We start from the raw sequence: 17524 nt of genomic DNA, 5'->3' as shown, positions 1-17524 counted from the left end.
CAATTCGTCGCTGCCTCGCGCGAGGCCGAGACTCCGCAAACTTCTCAACCGTCTGGCGGACACCCCTTATGGAACAGTCACTCAAACCTTTTCGTTATCCCTTTGCCGCGTTGGCCCTCACGATGCTCGCCGCTTGCGATCGTGCGCCCGATGTCGCCAAAGCACCGGGGGCGCCGCACGTTACCGTCGCCAAGGTGATCGAACAGCCGATCACCGAATGGGACGAAGTCACCGCGCGCCTGGAAGCTCCGGAAACGGTCGAGGTCCGTCCTCGTGTGTCGGGTCAGATTGAACGTGTCGCCTTCACAGACGGTGCGTTGGTGAAGAAAGGGGATTTGCTGTTCCAGATCGATCCACGGCCGTTCGAGCACGAAGTCGAACGGTTCCAGGCCCAACTGCAACAAGCCCGGGCAACGCTGGTTCGAACCGCCAATGAAGCGCAGCGCGGCCAGCGTCTGCTTGGCAGCAACGCGATTTCCGCCGAACTGGCCGACACCCGCACGACCACCGCGCAGGAAGCCAAAGCCGGGGTCGATGCCATTCAGGCGCAGCTCGACCTTGCACGCCTGAACCTCAGTTTTACCCGCGTCACCGCGCCGATCACCGGTCGCGTCAGCCGTGCGGAAATCACCGCTGGCAACATCGTCACCGCCGACACCACGCCGCTGACCAGCGTCGTCTCCACCGACAAGGTCTACGCCTACTTCGATGCCGACGAACGCCTGTTTCTCAAGTACAGCCAACTGTCTCGTCAAGGCCAGCGCGGCCAGACGACACCGGTTTACATGGGCTTGTCGAACGAGGAGGGCAACAGCCATCAGGGGCAGATGAACTTCGTCGACAACCAGGTCAATCCCAAGACCGGCACCATCCGCGGGCGCGCGGTGTTCGACAACGCCGACGGCCAATACACCCCCGGTTTGTACGCACGCCTGAAACTGGTGGGCAGCGCCGCTTACGCTGGACTGCTGATCAAGGACGAAGCGGTGGGCACTGACCTGGGCAAGAAATTCGTGCTGGTGATCGATCAGGAAAACAAGGCTGTGTACCGCAACGTCGACCTCGGGCCAAAGCTTGAGGGCTTGCGCATCGTGCGCAGCGGTTTACAGAAAGAGGACCGCATTGTCATCAACGGCCTGCAACGGGTTCGTCCCGGCGCCGTGGTCGCCCCTCAGGACGCGCCAATGGCCGATCCGGAAACCGTCGCGACGCTCACCCGCCAACGGCAGGCAATCGAGGCCGGCAATCATCCTGCACCCGTGAAATCACCGGCCCTGGTGAAAACCGATGCGGCTGTCACTCCTCGCGGATAAGGGAACATCGACATGAAATTCTCTCAGTTCTTTATCACGCGACCGATCTTCGCAGCGGTGCTGTCGCTGTTGATCCTGATCGCCGGCGGCATCTCGCTGTTCCAATTACCGATCAGCGAATACCCCGAAGTGGTGCCGCCGACCGTGGTGGTGCACGCCAACTATCCGGGCGCCAACCCCAAGGTCATCGGCGAAACCGTCGCCGCGCCGCTGGAGCAGGCGATCACTGGCGTGGAGAACATGCTGTACATGTCCTCGCAGTCGACGGCGGACGGTCGCTTGACCCTCACCGTGACCTTCGCCCTCGGCACCGATCTGGATAACGCCCAGGTCCAGGTGCAAAACCGCGTGACCCGCACCGAGCCGAAGTTGCCGGAAGAGGTGACGCGCATCGGCATCACCGTCGACAAGGCCTCGCCGGAGCTGACCTTGCTGGTGCACCTGGTGTCGCCGGACAAACGCTACGACATGCTCTACCTGTCCAACTACGCGATCCTCAACGTCAAGGATGAGCTGTCGCGTCTGAACGGTATCGGCGATGTGAAGATGTTCGGCATCGGTGACTACTCGCTGCGGATCTGGCTCGACCCGGACAAGACTGCCTCGCGTAACCTGACTGCCACCGACGTGGTCAACGCCGTGCGCGAGCAGAACCGTCAAGTCGCTGCCGGGCAACTGGGTTCACCGCCCGCACCGAATGCCACCAGCTTCCAGATGTCGATCAACTCCCAAGGGCGATTGGTCACCGAGGAAGAGTTCGAAAACGTGATCATCCGCAGTGGCCCGAACGGCGAGATCACTCGCCTCAAGGACATTGCCCGGATCGAGCTGGGTTCCAACCAATACGCATTGCGCGCCTTGCTCAACAATCAGGAAGCGGTGGCCATGCCGATCTTCCAGCGCCCCGGTTCCAATGCCATCGACGTTTCCGACCAGGTTCGGGCGAAGATGACCGAGCTGAAGAAAAGCTTCCCGGAAGGCATGGACTACGAGATCGTCTACGACCCGACCATCTTCGTGCGCAGCTCGATTGAAGCGGTGGTTCACACCCTGTTCGAAGCGCTGATTCTGGTGGTGCTGGTGGTGATTCTGTTCCTGCAAACCTGGCGCGCCTCGATCATTCCGCTGGTCGCGGTGCCGGTGTCGCTGATCGGCACCTTTGCCGTGATGCACTTGCTCGGCTTCTCACTCAACGCGCTGTCGCTGTTCGGTCTGGTGCTGGCGATCGGCATCGTGGTCGACGATGCGATCGTGGTGGTGGAGAACGTCGAGCGCAATATCGAATCCGGTCTGGAACCGGCTGAAGCGACCAAGAAAGCCATGGGCGAGGTGACCGGGCCGATCATCGCCACGGCGCTGGTGCTGTGCGCGGTGTTTGTTCCTGCGGCGTTCATCTCCGGCCTCACAGGGCAGTTCTATAAACAGTTCGCGTTGACCATTGCCATCTCGACGGTGATCTCGGCCTTCAACTCCCTGACCCTGTCGCCAGCGTTGGCGGCGGTGCTGCTCAAGGCTCACGGCGCGCCGAAGGACCGGTTCTCCAAGGTGTTGGACAAGTTGTTCGGCGGCTGGCTGTTCAAGCCCTTCAACCGTTTCTTCGAAAAGGCCAGCCATGGCTATGTGGTTGCCGTGGCCAAGATCATTCGTGGCAGCAGCGTGGCCTTGCTGGTTTACGCCGGGCTGATCGCCATGACCTACATGGGCTTCAGCACCACGCCGACCGGCTTTGTGCCGACCCAGGACAAAAAGTACCTGGTGACCTTCGCGCAATTGCCGGATGCGGCCAGCCTTGATCGCACGGAATCGGTTATCCGGCGCATGAGTACCATCGCCATGAACGAACCGGGTTTCGACAGCGCCGTGGCGTTCCCCGGCCTGTCGATCAACGGCTTCACCAACAGCCCGAACGCCGGTATCGCCTTCATCGGTTTGCGCCCATTCGATGAGCGCAAGGACCCGAGCCTGTCCGCCGGGGCGATTTCCGCTTCGTTGAACGCCAAGTTCGGCGGCATTCAGGACGCCTACATCGCGGTGTTCCCGCCACCGCCCGTGCAAGGCTTGGGCACCATCGGCGGTTTCCGTTTGCAGATCGAAGACCGGGGTAACCTCGGATACGACGAGCTGTACAAAGAAACCATGAACATCATTACCAAGAGTCGCAGCGTTCCGGAGCTGGCGAATCTGTTCACCAGCTACACGGTCAACGTGCCGCAGGTGGAAGCGGCGATCGACCGCGAGAAAGCCAAGACTCACGGCGTGAAGATCAACGACATCTTCGACACCTTGCAGGTGTACCTGGGCTCGCTGTACGCCAACGACTTCAACCGTTTTGGCCGGACCTATCAGGTCAACGTGCAGGCCGAGCAACAGTTCCGCCAGGAGCCGGAGCAAATTGGTCAGTTGAAGGTGCGCAATGATCGCGGCGAGATGATCCCGCTGGCGACCTTCGTCAAGGTCAGCCCGACGTCGGGGCCAGACCGGGTCTCGCACTACAACGGTTTCGTCACCGCTGAAATCAACGGCAGTGCGGCCCCGGGCTACAGCTCTGGTCAAGCACAGGCTGCGATTGAAAAGCTGCTCAAGGAAGAATTGCCCAACGGCATGACCTACGAATGGACCGACCTGACCTACCAACAGATCCTGTCCGGCAACACCGCGTTGCTGGTGTTCCCGCTCTGCGTGCTGTTGGCGTTCCTGGTGCTGGCGGCGTTGTACGAGAGCTGGAGCCTGCCGCTGGCGGTGATCCTGATCGTGCCGATGACCCTGCTGTCGGCGATTGCCGGGGTGATCATTTCCAAGGGCGACAACAACATCTTCACCCAGATCGGCCTGATCGTACTGGTAGGTTTGGCGTGCAAGAACGCGATCCTGATCGTTGAGTTTGCCAAGGATAAACAAGAGCAAGGCCTGTCGCCGCTGGATGCTGTTCTCGATGCTTGCCGCATGCGTCTGCGGCCGATTCTGATGACCTCGTTCGCCTTCATCATGGGTGTGGTGCCGTTGGTCACGTCCACCGGTGCCGGTTCGGAAATGCGTCGCGCCATGGGTGTGGCGGTGTTCTCCGGAATGCTCGGCGTGACTTTCTTCGGCCTGCTGCTGACCCCGGTGTTCTTCGTCCTGATCCGCCGCTATATCGAACGCAAGCAAGCGCGCAAGCAAACCAAAGCGCTGAATCTGGAGGTGCAACCATGAATGCCCTGAAGTTGTTTCTACCCAGCCTCCTGGTGACTGCACTGGCCGCGTGCACGGTCGGACCGGATTTCAAAACCCCCGATACCACACCGGCAAACAGTGTTTATGCCAAGGCGTCCAACTACGACCAGTCGCACTTCGAACGGGTGTGGTGGCAGCAGTTCGACGACCCAACGCTCAATCAGCTAGTGAGCAAATCCTTTGAGGGCAACCGCGATCTGCGCGTGGCGTTTGCGCGCTGGAAAGCAGCCCGGGCGATTCGTGATGACATCAGCAACGACAATCTGCCGGTGGTCACCAGTCGCGTCAGCAGCCAGCAAGGTCGTTCGCAGGTGCCCGGTCAAACCGAGAGCCGTGTCAATCTCGAACGCTATGACCTGGGGTTGGACATGGCCTGGGAAATCGACCTGTTCGGCCGCATCCAGCGTCAGCTCGAATCCAGCGACGCGCTGGAAGACGCTGCGGCGGCGGATCTCTATCAGTTGCGGGTGACCATGATTGCCGAACTGGTAGATGCCTACGGGCAACTGCGTGGCGCGCAACTGCGGGAAAAAATCGCCTTGGCCAACCTGAAAAACCAAAGCGATTCACGCGCAGTCACGGTCAGCCTGCGCGATGCCGGCGTGGGTAACGAACTCGATGTGGTACGTGCCGACGCGCGCCTGGCGGCGGTTGAGGCGAGTGTGCCGCAGCTGCAAGCGGAACAGGTCCGGCAGAAGAATCGTATCGCGACCTTGCTGGGTGAGCGCCCGGATCAGTTGAGCGTGTCCTTGAGCCCGGCGGATTTGCCGGCGATCGCCAAGGCGCTGCCGATCGGTGATCCGGGCGAGTTGTTGCACCGTCGGCCGGATGTACTGGCGGCGGAGCGCAGACTGGCGTCCGCCACGGCGGATGTCGGCGTGGCCACGGCTGACCTGTTTCCTCGGGTCAGCTTGAGCGGCTTTCTTGGTTTCACCGCCGGGCGCGGTTCACAAATCGGTTCCAGCGCCGCGCGTGCCTGGAGTCTCGGTCCGAGCATCACCTGGGCAGCCTTCGATCTGGGCAGCGTGCGCGCCCGCATCCGTGGGGCGAATGCCGATGCCGAAGGCGCGCTGGCCACCTATGAACAGCAAGTGCTGCTGGCACTGGAAGAATCGGAGAACGCCTTCAGCGACTACGGCAAACGCCAACAACGCTTGCTGTCGCTGATCAAACAAAGCGAATCGAGCCGTGCGGCCGCAGACTTGGCGGGCATCCAGTATCGGGAAGGCTCGGTCGACTATCTGGTGCTGCTCGATGCCGAACGTGAGCGTTTGAATGCCGAGGATGCGCAGGCCCAGGGTGAGATTGATCAGTACCGGGGGATTGTTGCGATCTATAAAGCGCTCGGAGGAGGGTGGGACAGTGGCGGCAACAAGGTCGTGGACGGGAAGCTTTCAACCTTTGCGCACGTTTCTAACTGAACCGCGAACGTAGTTGCGCCGGACTGACGCCAAGGCGTTGTTTGAAGACCGTCGCCATGTGCGCGTGGGAGTTAAAGCCGCAGATGTGGGCGATCTCCGTCAGCGTGGCTGCCGAATCGCGCATCAGGGCACGGGCCTTGGCGAGGCGGCGGTCGATCAGGTAGCTGTGCGGGCTCATGCCTGTCGTGTTCTTGAATGCCCGCATGAAATATCCTTCGGACAATCCCAGCAACTGCGCCATCGCCGGAACAACCAGCGGGCCGTCGAGGCCCGCGTCGATGAATTCATCGAGCAGGCGCATCCGACTGCCGGTTATCGCACCCTGGAACGGAGCCGGCAGCGCCTGGTTAGCCTGCGCCCGTTCAGCCAGTGCGAGCGCCCAGGCTTCCCAATCATCGTCCACCGAGGCCCGTAACAGCGCGCTGCGTATTCGCAGGGCGAGGGCGGTCGCCTGTTGATCGATTTGATTGTTGAACGGACGATTTCCCTCCAGTGCAATACCGTCGGTGCGGATCACCCGCAGGTATTCACCGCCCTTGGGCGACTCGGACAATACGTCACACCCGGTGGGTACGAACGCCAGGCTGTTGGGTACGGCATCGAACGGTTGTATTCGGTCGCTGCCGATAGCATGCAGGCCGCGCTGGCTATCGAAGGCAAAGCCAATCGCCGATTGGGTCGCTACGTATCGGGTTTCGTAAGCGGCGCCCGGCAACAATTCAATCGCCCATGGGCCGGCCTCGACCCGGCGGACCGGTTCGGAGGGGGGCAGCAGAGGCAGGCGGTTTCGATGGCTCATGAATCGCATCATAGTGAAGACGAGACATAAAAGTCAGGTCAGTTTTCTGAAAGCCAGGAGACACTGACCGTGCCTACACTGGGCAAAATCCCAGGGAGACCACTCATGCACAGACTGACTCGCGACGATATCGAACAGGCGGCCCGCAAGGTTTATCAGGTGATGCCTGCCACCGCCCAATACCGTTGGCCCTTGTTGGCTGAGCGGTTGGGTTGCACGGTGTGGGTCAAGCATGAAAACCACACACCGACCGGCGCATTCAAGGTGCGCGGCGGCATTACCTTCATGCACTGGCTCAAACGCGAACAACCCGAGGTGAAGGGCATTGTCACCGCCACGCGCGGCAACCATGGGCAGAGCCTGGCGCTGGCGGCGAGCGCGGTGGGCTTGCAGGCGCTGATTGTCGTTCCGAAAGGCAACTCGCTGGAAAAGAACAATGCCATGCGCGGCTTCGGCGGCGAAGTGGTGGAGTTCGGCCGTGATTTTGATGAGGCCCGCGAAGAGGCCGCACGCCTGGCGCAAGCGCATGGGCTTTATCTGGTTCCGCCGTTTCATACGGAACTGGTCAAAGGCGTGGCGACCTACGCACTGGAACTGTTCAGCGCGGCACCGGACCTGGACACTGTCTATGTGCCGATTGGCTGTGGATCGGGGATTTGCGCGGTGATTGCCGCCCGCGACGCGTTGGGCCTGAAAACCGAGGTGGTGGGAGTGGTTTCCACCGAGGCGGCGGCCGCGAAACTGTCGTTCGAGGCAGGCGCCATTTGTGAAACCCCCTCGGCGAATACCTTCGCGGACGGCCTTGCCGTACGCCGGCCGATTCCTGAAGCCTTTGCCGTCTACATGGCCGGTGCAGCGCGGATCGTGTCGGTCAATGAGGCGCAGATTGCCGAGGCCATGCGCGTGTATTACACCGATACCCACAACCTCGCTGAAGGGGCCGGTGCGGCGGCCCTGGCAGCGCTGATGCAGGAGCGCGAAGCAATGTCAGGAAAAAAGGTGGGGGTGATTCTCTCCGGCGGAAACATTGACCGGTCGGTGTATGCGAAAGTGATTGCGTGAGCGACGGGGGCTGCCGTCACCACCCAAGCCTCAGAGCAGACTCCACGACACGCCGACATACATCGCCATCCCTTCACCCGGCGTGGACCGTGCCGCGTCCAGCCCTTTGTCGTCGTAACCCGGGGTGACGGTGGCGGCGTAGTGCTTGTCGGTCAGGTTGCGCATGTCCAGCCACGTTTGCCAGTCACCCTTGGGCGCGTTGTAGCCGAGGGTGGCGCCGAATATCGCGTAGGGATCGGCGTAGTAGCTGTTGGCGTAATCCACGGCCACCTTGGACACCAGCTGCGTATTGAGCGCGGCGAAGAAGCCTTGGGTCCAGTCGTAGCGCAACTCGCCCTGGTAGTAGTGCATCGGCAGTCCCGGCAAGCGGTTGTCGCCGAAGCGGTCGTCGTCGCGGTAGTGGAAGTCACTGAAGGTATAGCTCTGGCGCAGGCTCAACTGGCCGCCATCGCCCGGCGACCACAGGTTGCTTTGCAGGCTGGCTTCCACGCCCTGGTGCACGGTGGGGCTGGCGTTGAGTTCGTAGGGGGTGACGGCGTTGGCATCCGGCAACACCGAGAGCAGTTCGTTGTGCACTTGGGCGTAATACCAGGCCAGGCTCCATTGTCCCAGCGCACTGTCGCCACGGCCGCCGATTTCCAGAGTGGTCGCCGTCTGGTTTTTCAGCTCGATCGGGTCTCGCTGGGTGCCGGTGGCGGGGCCGCTGCCTGCCGGGAAGCGCTGGTTGGCGCTGTAGATCAGCGACCACGGGTGCGGCGCCTCGACCGAGCGACTGAGGTTGCCGAAGATTTGCAGGTCGGGTGTCAGCTGGTAGCGCAGGCCCAGACGCGGTGCGTAGTCCCAGTCGCCGAGACTGGTCTTGCCACCTCCGTCCGGATACGTCACGGCGCTTTCGCGGCGGGTATAGATGGCGGCGAGGCCAGTGGTCAGCCACAGGTCGTCGGCGATTTCCAGATCATTGCCCACATGCAGAACGGAATCCGAGCCCTGGTAGGTGAAGTTGCGCATGTGCGTGCCCGGCGCGTAGCCGGCAGTGTTGCCGGTGGGGATGCGCACCAGTTCGCTGGCCCCGGCATTGGGCAGGTGCTTGGTCACCCGCAGGCCAACCGTGCTTTGGCTTTGCAGCCCCCACAGGGTGTCGCGACGTTTGTAGTCGAACGTGCCGCTGACATCCGTGTACGCCACTTTCAGGCGGTTGGGGCCTTCGCGCAGGTCCATCGGGTAGTCGTGGTAGACGAGACCGGTCTGGATGCTTGAATCGTCATCGATGTAGTAAGTGGTCTTGTTGCCGATGAAGGTGCTGCCCGGTTGTTCACGGCTGTCGTCCCGCGTCACGTAGGCCGGGTTGGCCGCGCGTGGGTCGTGCTCGATGGAGTGTTTGGTCACCCGACCGGCGAGGTCGTTGTCGGTCTGGCGGTAGCGCAGGTAGAACCGGGTTTCCAGGTTCGGGTTGAAGCGATAACCGAAGTTGGCGATCACACCCTGGCTGTCACTGGCCGTGTGGTCCTGATAGCCATCGGCATTTGAATCGGTCGTCGACAGGTAGTAATCGAAGTCGCCCAACACCTGCCCGGAGCTGACCTGGCGCTGCTGATAACCATGGCTGCCCGTCGCGTAGCGCACTTGCAACTTCGGTGCGTCGTAGCCGGTGTGGCTGACGTAATCAATGGCGCCGCCCAGGGCCAGTGCGCCGCGATCGAAACCGTTGGCGCCGCGCAGCACTTCCACGTGGTCAAGCCACAGCGGCTCCAGCAATTCATAGGGCGTGCCGCCGGGGCCGGTCAAAGGCAGGCCGTCGAGCATGGCGTACAGCCCCGAAGCATGGGCGCCCGGTGCCCGGTTGATCCCCGATCCGCGGATCGAAATCTTCACCCCTTCATTGCCCGCCGACTGGGCATAAACCCCAGGCTGATACGCCAGCACATCCTGATTGCTGGCCACGCGACCCTGCAGCGGGCGGCGCATGTCGACCACGTTGGTGCCGCCGGGCACCTGGGCCAGCCGCGCCTTGGCGTCCTCGATTCTCTGGTCTTCGTCGCTCTGGTCCTCGGCGCCGATCAGCACTTGCCCCAGCTCCAGGCCTTGGGCTTCGGTCATGGCCGGACAGACAAGGGCCAGACCCATCAGCGCGGCGGACAGGGAGTTGGGCGAGGGCATTGAGAATTCTCCAGACGTACAGGAACGGGCAGTGAACACTGCGACGTATGGAAGAACGAAGTGAGCACATCGCAATTTTGTTTTTTTTGCCGAACGCTGCAAGTAATAAGGCGATTGATCCAAATCATCGGCCTGCGTGCGGTTGACGCGCAGTCCGCGCATGATTGGCCTCGTCAAAAGTATCCTTGAGGTATTGGGCCAAGTGGTCATACACCAGCCGTACCCGCGCAGGCACCGGGCCGCGTTGGGGGCGGTAAATGAACAACTCCAACGGAACAGGCGCACAGTGCGGCAGCAGAGCGATCAGTCGTCCGTTGGCAAGGTGTGTGGTGATCAGATAGTCGGGAAGTTGGGAGATGCACAGGCCCGAGAGGACAGCTTCGCACTCGACTTCCTGATCATCGCAGGTAAAGGCGGGTTGACTGGGCACGAACTGTTGCTCATCGGCAAAGTACCAGGGCCAGATGCGGCCGTTATTGCGGTCGACCAGCGCGGATAACGGCAGGCGTTGCAGATCGAGTGGACTGGCGGGGAGACCGCAGCGTTGCACCAGCTCCGGCGTCGCCACGACCTGCAAACCGATGGGCGCGATCACGCGGGCAATGTAGCTGCGGTCGCGGACAAAGCCGACGCGAATGCCTATGTCGATTTTTTCATCGACGGCGTCCACCATCACATCGTTCACACGCAGGTCCAGTTCGATTTCAGGATGTTCACGCAGCAGCGGAGCCAGCAGCGGCACCAACATGCGGTGGCCGATTGACTGCGTCACGGTGATCCGCACCCGACCTTTCACTTCCTGATCACGGGCGCGACTGTGTTGGCTGAATAGCTGCTCGATGCCGCTCAACGCCGGGCGCGCCTGTTCCGCCAGGCGCTCACCGAACGCGCTGATCTGCACCTGGCGGGTGTTGCGATGGAACAAGGGCTCGCCAAACATGCCTTCCAGCTCTTTGATCGCGCGGGTCACGGCCTGCGGTGAGATGCCCAGGGAGTTGGCCGCTTCGCGAAAGCTGCCTGATTCGGCGGCGCAGCAGAATATACGGAGCAGTTCGGTGCGATTGAGCATGGGATTGTTCCTTTTTCTGGAATTCCGAAATCCTATCTATTCCATTCATTTCACTAAAGCTTTTTTCCATACTCCGGGCCATGCAGAAATCGTTCTGCTCTTTTCCAGGTGTAAGGAGATCAACATGAGCAACAACATCAGCGGCAAAGTTGTGGTTATCACTGGCGCCAGCAGCGGACTGGGTGAAAGCACCGCCCGTCACCTGGCCGCTCGCGGCGCCAAGGTCGTATTGGCAGCGCGGCGTGAAGAGCGTTTGCAGGTGATTGCCGAAGAAATTCGTGCGGCCGGTGGTGAAGCGCTGGCCGTTGCCACCGATGTCACGGTGCAGGCACAAGTGCAGGCGCTCGTCGCGGCCACGGTCGAACAGTTCGGCCGTATCGACGTGATGGTCAACAACTCCGGCCTGATGGCGATTGCACCCATGGCTCAGGGGCGCACGGATGAGTGGGACCGGATGATCGACATCAACATCAAGGGTGTGCTCTACGGCATCGCCGCCGCGTTGCCACACATGCAGCAGCAAAACAGCGGGCACATCATCAACATCGCCTCGGTGGCCGGGATCAAGGTGTTCGCGCCGGGCGGCACGGTCTACAGCGGCACCAAGTACGCGGTACGGGCCATCACCGAAGGTCTGCGCATGGAAGTCGGCGGCAACATCCGCACGACCTTGATTTCCCCCGGCGCAGTGGACTCGGAACTCAAGTACGGCAGCGCGGACGAAGCGTCGTCGAACAACGTGAATGAGTTCTACAAGCAGGCTATCCCTGCGGACTCTGTTGCACGGGCCATTGCCTACGCGATCGAACAGCCCGCTGAAGTTGATATCAGCGAAGTGGTGCTGCGCCCGACCGTTCAGGAGTTTTAAAAAAATCTGACCGGTTCAATACAACGCCAAAGGCCCCGGACACTGCGAAGTGCCGGGGCCTTTTGATTTTATGGCTTGTCTGCGCAGGTGTGGCCTTCCATCACCCCGGCTGCGTTGGTACTGGTCGTTACTCGCGCACGTTCTGATACAGCATCAACCTTGAGGTTTCATGCATGGCGCGGGTCAACTCCACCAGGCGCTTGAACTCTTCAGGGTTTTGCTCTGCCACGTTGTCCAGCGGCGTCTTCGAGGCCAGGTCGTGGAGCGAAGGCGAGCTGCCGTCGTGCTCCATTTGCACCATGTAATGCTGCGTCACGCCAGCAATCAACGGGAACGTTCCCTCACGCAATACCAGTGGTACCACACGCTCACCTTCGGGCGCAGGCTGCTGGATATCACGACCCATGCCGCCGTTGCGGAACTCAAGACCGGCCATGCCCGCCACGGTTGGCAGCAAGTCCACCAGGCCAACCGCTTCCTCGACCTTGCGCGTCCCGAGCAAGCCCGGGGCGTGGATGATCATCGGCACCGCGTTGCTTTCCAGGCCCAGTTGTTCATAGGCAGGGGCCAGGAAAGGGATCTGGGCGATACGGGTATTGTGGTCTCCAAACAGCACGAAAATGGTGTTGTCGTAGTAGCCGCCAGCCTTGGCGATTTCCATCAGGCGTCCGATGTTGAAGTCCAGCAGGCGCACGGCGTTGTATTGCTCGACACTGCGCGATCCTGCGGCCTGGACTTCTTCGAGGGTAGGGTGCTTGACCTCGAATCCGTCATTGGTCTTGGGAATGGTGAAAGGGCGATGGTTACCGGCAGTCTGCACATACGCAAAGAACGGTTTGTCCTTGGGCAGCGCTTGCAGGAGCTGATCGGTTTCCTTGAACAGGTCCAGATCGGAGATGCCCCAGACATCCACCACCGGGGATTTCCAGTCCCGCTCTTCGTACAAGCGAACGCCGTCGATGCTTTGCCGGATCAGGGCATTCATGTTGGCCCAGCCGGAGTTGCCGCCGATGGTGTAGATCTTCTCGTAACCGGTGAAGGCATTGATCAGGGAGTGCTGTCTGGTGATCAACGGGTTACGCGTTGCCGATTCCTGGCGCGTGACGTCAGGGATCCCGGTAATGCTGGCCCAGACGGTTTTGGCAGTTCCCGTCACCGGCACATAGAAGTGTTCGAAGAACCAGCTCTGCGTGGCCAGGCGATCGAGATTGGGCGTTGGATTGATCGGGTTGCCGTAGGCGCCGACGGCACTGGTGCCCAGCGATTCAAGCATGACGAACATCACGTTCGGCGGCCGGGAACCCGGTACTTTGTAGGGTTGTGGAGCCTGGTGGCGCACGAAGTTGAGGGTTTGCGGGTCGGGCTGGTCGACGCCCAGGTAGTTGGCCATGACCGGGTAAAGTTCGCGCACCTGCGCTTCGTCATAGCGCGACTGGCCGACCTTGACCGTGTCATAGAGGAAAATCACCGGGTTCAGGCCCAGTGCGGCAATCTGGTTATTGCCTGAGAAGAAAGCATCGCTCCAGCGCAACGGCACAGGGTTTTCCAGGTTCATGTGCTCGACACGACCTAAAATGCCCAGCAACACCACCACAAGCATTACCGCACCACCCCATGTGGCGGAGAGCGGGTGAACCGGCTTGCGGGGGCGGTCCAGCGTCACGCGTTCCAGACGCACCAGCGCCAGTGTCACCAACGCGACCGTTGCCAGCCACCCCAGGGAAATCCAGACAACCGGGTAGGTTTGCCAGACCATGTCGCGGGATATTTGTGCATCGTCGATGAAGCGCAGGACGGTGGCGTTGATCCTCACGCCCAGGTACGCGTAATGCCCGAAATCGATGATGTAGACCAGCAGCAGGGCACCCAGGGCCAGCACAATGTATACGCGTGCGATCAGGCGGAGCAGACGGCTGCCAACGAGGTTCCAGCGAGGAATCGAGGCCAGTAGAGCCAGCGGCAGCATCACCAGGATGGCCAGGCGCAGATCGAAACGAAAGCCGATGCCCAAGGTTTCCAGGACGGCATCCTGGTCGATCAGGGCTTTGGCGTCGAAACCGGAAAAGCCGAAAAAGAACACCACCCGTAGCAGGGCAAACAGCACAAACAGAATCGCTGTTGCGCCCAGCCAATAGTGCAAACGTCTCGAATGCAGCCAACCCATCCATGTTCCCCTGTTAAAAGTGTTGTTGAGTCTCAAGCCGTTCGGTTGCGCACTGAGCCGCGTCGATTGTTCAGGCAGCCATACGTCCAGCGTGTGAAAAGCAGCACAAGTGCCGCGCAGCAATACAGACCCAGTAGCGGATCAACCAGGTAATCCCAATAGTTTTGCGAAGGTTTGATCCCGGCGATGAAAGCGAGGGTCGCGCCGGCCAGCATCACGACGGCCAGGCCATTGCGCAGGTAAAACAGACCCAATGTCAGCAGGGCGAAGAAAATCAGCATCGGACGCGGGCTGTAGCCAAACCGGTAAGGGTCCAGATCACTTAGACCCAGGGTTGCCGGGTATAACACCAGCGCCAACGCGGCGAACAGGATCAATACGCTGGTTCTATTCTGCTGCGCCGGCGGCAAGAAGCCCAGCCGCCGTAGACAACCCCATGCCATGAGTATCAGCGTCGTGATCGCCAGGTCGTCAATGTGGCTGCGCAAATACACGGCCAACGACAACCCGTCCACGGGTATGAAGCTGGCGGCCAGCAAGGCGGCCAGCAGGGCGATTCGCCAGCTCCTGTTCAAACCAAAAGACGGCAGCAGCAGGAAGCTGATCATCGCGAAGCTGACATGGGCTTGCCAGAGGTTAATCATTTAAGACGCTCGGACAGCCACGCTTCGTTGAAGCTGACGTGCTTGATGAACGTGTTATTCCAGGAGTAAACCAAGTGATACATGCCGTCTGGACTACGAATGAAGTAGGGGTATTCATATTCAAACTCGCAGCCTTTGCTTTTGCAGACGCGCTTATCGAGGTTGTCCAGAAATTGCGCCGCCAGCGGTTGGCGCAGCGCTCCACTGGAACCGCGGAACTCATTGCCGATGATTTCCTTGTAGGCCTCGGGCGAGAACGGGTCACCCTCTGGATCAGGCGACTTGTCCAGGTCACGCAACGAGCGCCAATCGTCCATTTTTGCGTCGGTGCCATAAAGACTCAGCTTGAAACGCCCCTCTTGCAGGTCATTGAGCGCTACCAGCAAGCCATGCTCGGGGGTTGCGACGGCCGCCAGCGAGGAATTCGGATTCCATGGCTCGAGCGGATACGGTTCACTCCACGTTTGCCCGGCGTCTTCAGTGCGGGTCGCCAGGACACGGTGGTGGGTGTTGCCCGCATAACGCAACAAGGCGATGCCGCGCTGCCCGTCCAGCGGAACCACGGTAGGTTGCAATGAGTTCTTGCCGTGGCTGATGCGGTACTTGTCGATCACATTGCCGTCAGCGCTCAAGTACAGGTACTCGGCGAACTTGCCCAGGAATTCGTGGTAGACCGGAAGACCGATGGAGCCGTCGGCATGAAACACCGGTGCCGACCGGACCAGGGTGCTGATGTTCAGAAAAGGCGAGGTGATCAGTTGGCGTGGAGCGGACCAATGTTCGCCAAAGTCGTCGGAAACCATCACGTTCACCGCACTCCCGGCCCAGCCACCCATGGACACGGACACGTAGAACAGCCACAGGCGATTGTCCGGCGCGAGTGCGATTACCGGATTGCCCAGCTTGCGAATGTATTTTTGGGTGCCCTGTTGGGTCGAATCCCGAGTCGCCAGTACCTGTTCGGCACCCCATTCGCCGGTTTTTGCATCGAAGCGGGCGGAACGCACCTGCACATCGGCGGCGCCTTCACGCGTGCCGGCGAACCAGGCGGTCATCAAGCTACCATCAGGCAAGGCTGTCACGGCTGAGGAATGCACGAAGTCGACGAGCCCGGAGGAGGCGAATCGGCTGGTATAAATGGGCTTGGCCACTTGGTCGGCCACGGCCAGCACAGGCTTCATCAATGCAAAGGAAGAGTGTGTGTTGGCAGGATTGGCGAACCATGCGGCCGCAAAGAGGCACGACAGTGCCAGATAAGCACCGAGAGCAGGTATACCGGGTAGTTTGATGCGCATTTTAAGGCTAGGCATCTCATGGCCCGATCAGGAGGCGTAACCTATCACTTGTAGTCGCTAACCCGATTTTTAGCGAACGGTTTATTTGTAAGCAAATGTTTGCAGGTCTGATCGCGACGTTGATGAACTGGCTCGCAGCGGGATGAATCACTATTGCAATCAGTGGGATGCACTTGATTGTTTGATTCATGCCCATCGGAATTGAGCCGGGAATCTTGCGACAAAACAGGTTCCCGCCTCCAGCGTCGAGGAGACACTCAACGTTCCGTTATGGGCGGTAGTAATCTGGGAGGCGATGTAAAGGCCCAGTCCCAAGCCTTCACCGCGTTGCCCGGCTTCCGATCGGGTAAAAGGCTCAAACAACAGCGGGATTAATTGAGCAGGAATAGGCGCACCCTGATTGGTGACGGAAATAACCACCTCTTCACCCTCGGTATAGGCCCGCACGTTGACCGGCTCCGCATCGGAACCGTGGGTAAGTGCATTCCCCAGAAGATTGGATAACAACTGGCTGATGCGCAGGGCGTCGCAATAGACGCCCGCCGGCAGGTTCAGTTGCTGTACCAGGTTCGCCTGGGGAAGCGAGGCTTGCACTTCTTCCACAGTCAAGCGCAGGGTGCGCTCCAGGTCATCGACCAGTTTGCGCTGGATCGGTATTCCGCTACCCAGCCGTCCGCGCGCAAAATCGAGAACATTTTCAATCAGCACGCCCATGCGGATCGAGCTGTTGCGAATGGCCGAAATCAGGTTCAGGGATCGCTTGTCTGCTGTTTTGGTTTCCAGCAGATCAGCACTCATGCGGATTGCGCTCAATGGCGTTCGCAGGTCGTGCCCGAGCACCGCGATGAACTGCTCGCGCAGCCGCCCCAGCTCTTTGGCATTGACCAGTTCGGCCTTTGTTTCTGCCAACCGGTGCTGAGTGTCGAGACTCATCGCGATCAATTGGGCGAAAAGCGTGAGGGTCTGGGCAATGGCGGGCTCATCCAGGTTCGCAGGCACCGAGTCAATGGCGCACAAGGTGCCGAAAAAATCGCCGTTGGCCCTGATGATGGGAATGGAGATGTAGCTCTCCAGTCCATAAGTCCTGGGCGTATGGTGCAACGAAAACACAGGATGAGCGCTGGCGTGACCGAAAATCACGGGCTGTCGGTGTTGCCGAATCTCATGACAAATCGTCGACTCAAGCACCAACTCACCACCGGGTTTCAACCCGAAATCGATGGAATCATCGACGGCGCATGCCACCCAACTCCTTTCCGTAACTCTTGCCACCGCCGCGAAACGCATCCCGGTGAGATGTTTGACCATGCTCAAGATCACCGGCACAGCATCAATGCTACTGATGGCGTCAACGTCTACTGAAAACTCTGGGTTGGTCATGGAATAGCGATTCAGAAAGGAGATAGACCAGCGTATCTCTTATTCGCCAACCTGGCCAACCAGCGCGATTTGGATGACGAATTGGGTCAGAACTATGGCCCCGGTCGCATAAAGTTGTAATACGCGGCATTGCTCGACA

Annotated in this window: 12 protein-coding genes; 5 read left to right on the top strand and 7 right to left on the bottom strand. The window is 60.3% G+C overall.

The features are described from left to right. The first annotated feature begins 68 nt into the window (after nucleotides 1–68). From mexE to ACM110_RS03460, 3 genes are read left to right on the top strand one after another with little or no spacing between them, the layout of a single operon-like run. Nucleotides 69–1313 carry a multidrug efflux RND transporter periplasmic adaptor subunit MexE gene (gene mexE, locus ACM110_RS03470; protein WP_416126580.1) on the top strand — a complete coding sequence of 415 codons (1245 nt, stop codon included), beginning with the start codon at nucleotides 69–71 and terminating at the stop codon, nucleotides 1311–1313. A 12-nt stretch (nucleotides 1314–1325) separates the two neighbouring features. Further along, nucleotides 1326–4505, top strand: coding sequence for an efflux RND transporter permease subunit (locus ACM110_RS03465; RefSeq protein WP_416126579.1), 3180 nt, complete (start codon nucleotides 1326–1328; stop codon nucleotides 4503–4505). After that, nucleotides 4502–5947 (top strand): efflux transporter outer membrane subunit, encoded by a 1446-nt coding sequence (locus ACM110_RS03460; protein ID WP_416126578.1) that lies wholly within the window; start codon nucleotides 4502–4504, stop codon nucleotides 5945–5947. The genes ACM110_RS03465 and ACM110_RS03460 overlap by 4 nt, the downstream gene beginning before the upstream one ends. Here the strand turns inward: ACM110_RS03460 and ACM110_RS03455 are convergent. Continuing rightward, on the bottom strand, nucleotides 5940–6755 hold the full coding sequence (locus tag ACM110_RS03455) for a helix-turn-helix transcriptional regulator (RefSeq protein WP_416126761.1): 816 nt from the start codon (nucleotides 6753–6755) through the stop codon (nucleotides 5940–5942). The two genes, ACM110_RS03460 and ACM110_RS03455, sit on opposite strands and share 8 nt — an antisense overlap. Before the next feature lie 96 nt (nucleotides 6756–6851). On the opposite strand from ACM110_RS03455, the gene ACM110_RS03450 reads away from it, so the two are divergent. Then, nucleotides 6852–7808: a threonine dehydratase gene (locus ACM110_RS03450; protein WP_416126577.1), complete on the top strand. Its 957-nt coding sequence runs from the start codon at nucleotides 6852–6854 to the stop codon at nucleotides 7806–7808. Between the two features lie 30 nt (nucleotides 7809–7838). Here ACM110_RS03450 and ACM110_RS03445 read toward each other — a convergent pair whose 3' ends face one another. Both ACM110_RS03445 and ACM110_RS03440 read right to left on the bottom strand, forming a co-directional pair. Next, nucleotides 7839–9965: a TonB-dependent receptor family protein gene (locus tag ACM110_RS03445; protein ID WP_416126576.1), complete on the bottom strand. Its 2127-nt coding sequence runs from the start codon at nucleotides 9963–9965 to the stop codon at nucleotides 7839–7841. A 124-nt stretch (nucleotides 9966–10089) separates the two neighbouring features. Continuing rightward, a complete protein-coding gene (locus ACM110_RS03440; protein WP_416126575.1) occupies nucleotides 10090–11034 on the bottom strand; it encodes a LysR family transcriptional regulator in 945 nt (314 codons plus the stop codon). A 124-nt stretch (nucleotides 11035–11158) separates the two neighbouring features. Here ACM110_RS03440 and ACM110_RS03435 point away from each other — a divergent pair, with 124 nt between their 5' ends. Further along, nucleotides 11159–11902: an SDR family oxidoreductase gene (locus ACM110_RS03435; RefSeq protein WP_416126574.1), complete on the top strand. Its 744-nt coding sequence runs from the start codon at nucleotides 11159–11161 to the stop codon at nucleotides 11900–11902. Between the two features lie 127 nt (nucleotides 11903–12029). Here the strand turns inward: ACM110_RS03435 and ACM110_RS03430 are convergent, their stop codons facing one another. The 4 genes from ACM110_RS03430 to ACM110_RS03415 form a co-directional block, all read right to left on the bottom strand. Further along, nucleotides 12030–14066 carry an LTA synthase family protein gene (locus tag ACM110_RS03430; RefSeq protein ID WP_416126573.1) on the bottom strand — a complete coding sequence of 679 codons (2037 nt, stop codon included), beginning with the start codon at nucleotides 14064–14066 and terminating at the stop codon, nucleotides 12030–12032. A gap of 32 nt (nucleotides 14067–14098) precedes the next feature. Beyond that, nucleotides 14099–14710 carry a hypothetical protein gene (locus tag ACM110_RS03425; protein WP_416126572.1) on the bottom strand — a complete coding sequence of 204 codons (612 nt, stop codon included), beginning with the start codon at nucleotides 14708–14710 and terminating at the stop codon, nucleotides 14099–14101. Further along, nucleotides 14707–16005 carry a sialidase family protein gene (locus ACM110_RS03420; RefSeq protein WP_416126760.1) on the bottom strand — a complete coding sequence of 433 codons (1299 nt, stop codon included), beginning with the start codon at nucleotides 16003–16005 and terminating at the stop codon, nucleotides 14707–14709. The genes ACM110_RS03425 and ACM110_RS03420 overlap by 4 nt, the downstream gene beginning before the upstream one ends. Before the next feature lie 186 nt (nucleotides 16006–16191). After that, entirely contained in the window at nucleotides 16192–17385 is a 1194-nt protein-coding gene (locus ACM110_RS03415) for an ATP-binding protein (RefSeq protein WP_416126571.1), read from the bottom strand. Nucleotides 17386–17524: the final 139 nt, after the last annotated feature.

It is taken from the genome of Pseudomonas sp. NFX98 (assembly GCF_047784845.1).
Lineage (GTDB): Bacteria > Pseudomonadota > Gammaproteobacteria > Pseudomonadales > Pseudomonadaceae > Aquipseudomonas.
This window is presented reverse-complemented; position numbering and strand designations above follow the sequence as displayed.

Excerpts from the sequence above, each read along its gene's own strand:
- mexE (WP_416126580.1), top strand. The coding sequence starts at position 69 with ATGGAACAGTCACTCAAACCTTTTCGTTATCCCTTTGCCGCGTTGGCC.
- ACM110_RS03465 (WP_416126579.1), top strand. The coding sequence starts at position 1,326 with ATGAAATTCTCTCAGTTCTTTATCACGCGACCGATCTTCGCAGCGGTG.
- ACM110_RS03460 (WP_416126578.1), top strand. The coding sequence starts at position 4,502 with ATGAATGCCCTGAAGTTGTTTCTACCCAGCCTCCTGGTGACTGCACTG.
- ACM110_RS03455 (WP_416126761.1), bottom strand. The coding sequence starts at position 6,755 with ATGCGATTCATGAGCCATCGAAACCGCCTGCCTCTGCTGCCCCCCTCC.
- ACM110_RS03450 (WP_416126577.1), top strand. The coding sequence starts at position 6,852 with ATGCACAGACTGACTCGCGACGATATCGAACAGGCGGCCCGCAAGGTT.
- ACM110_RS03445 (WP_416126576.1), bottom strand. The coding sequence starts at position 9,965 with ATGCCCTCGCCCAACTCCCTGTCCGCCGCGCTGATGGGTCTGGCCCTT.
- ACM110_RS03440 (WP_416126575.1), bottom strand. The coding sequence starts at position 11,034 with ATGCTCAATCGCACCGAACTGCTCCGTATATTCTGCTGCGCCGCCGAA.
- ACM110_RS03435 (WP_416126574.1), top strand. The coding sequence starts at position 11,159 with ATGAGCAACAACATCAGCGGCAAAGTTGTGGTTATCACTGGCGCCAGC.
- ACM110_RS03430 (WP_416126573.1), bottom strand. The coding sequence starts at position 14,066 with ATGGGTTGGCTGCATTCGAGACGTTTGCACTATTGGCTGGGCGCAACA.
- ACM110_RS03425 (WP_416126572.1), bottom strand. The coding sequence starts at position 14,710 with ATGATTAACCTCTGGCAAGCCCATGTCAGCTTCGCGATGATCAGCTTC.
- ACM110_RS03420 (WP_416126760.1), bottom strand. The coding sequence starts at position 16,005 with ATGCGCATCAAACTACCCGGTATACCTGCTCTCGGTGCTTATCTGGCA.
- ACM110_RS03415 (WP_416126571.1), bottom strand. The coding sequence starts at position 17,385 with ATGACCAACCCAGAGTTTTCAGTAGACGTTGACGCCATCAGTAGCATT.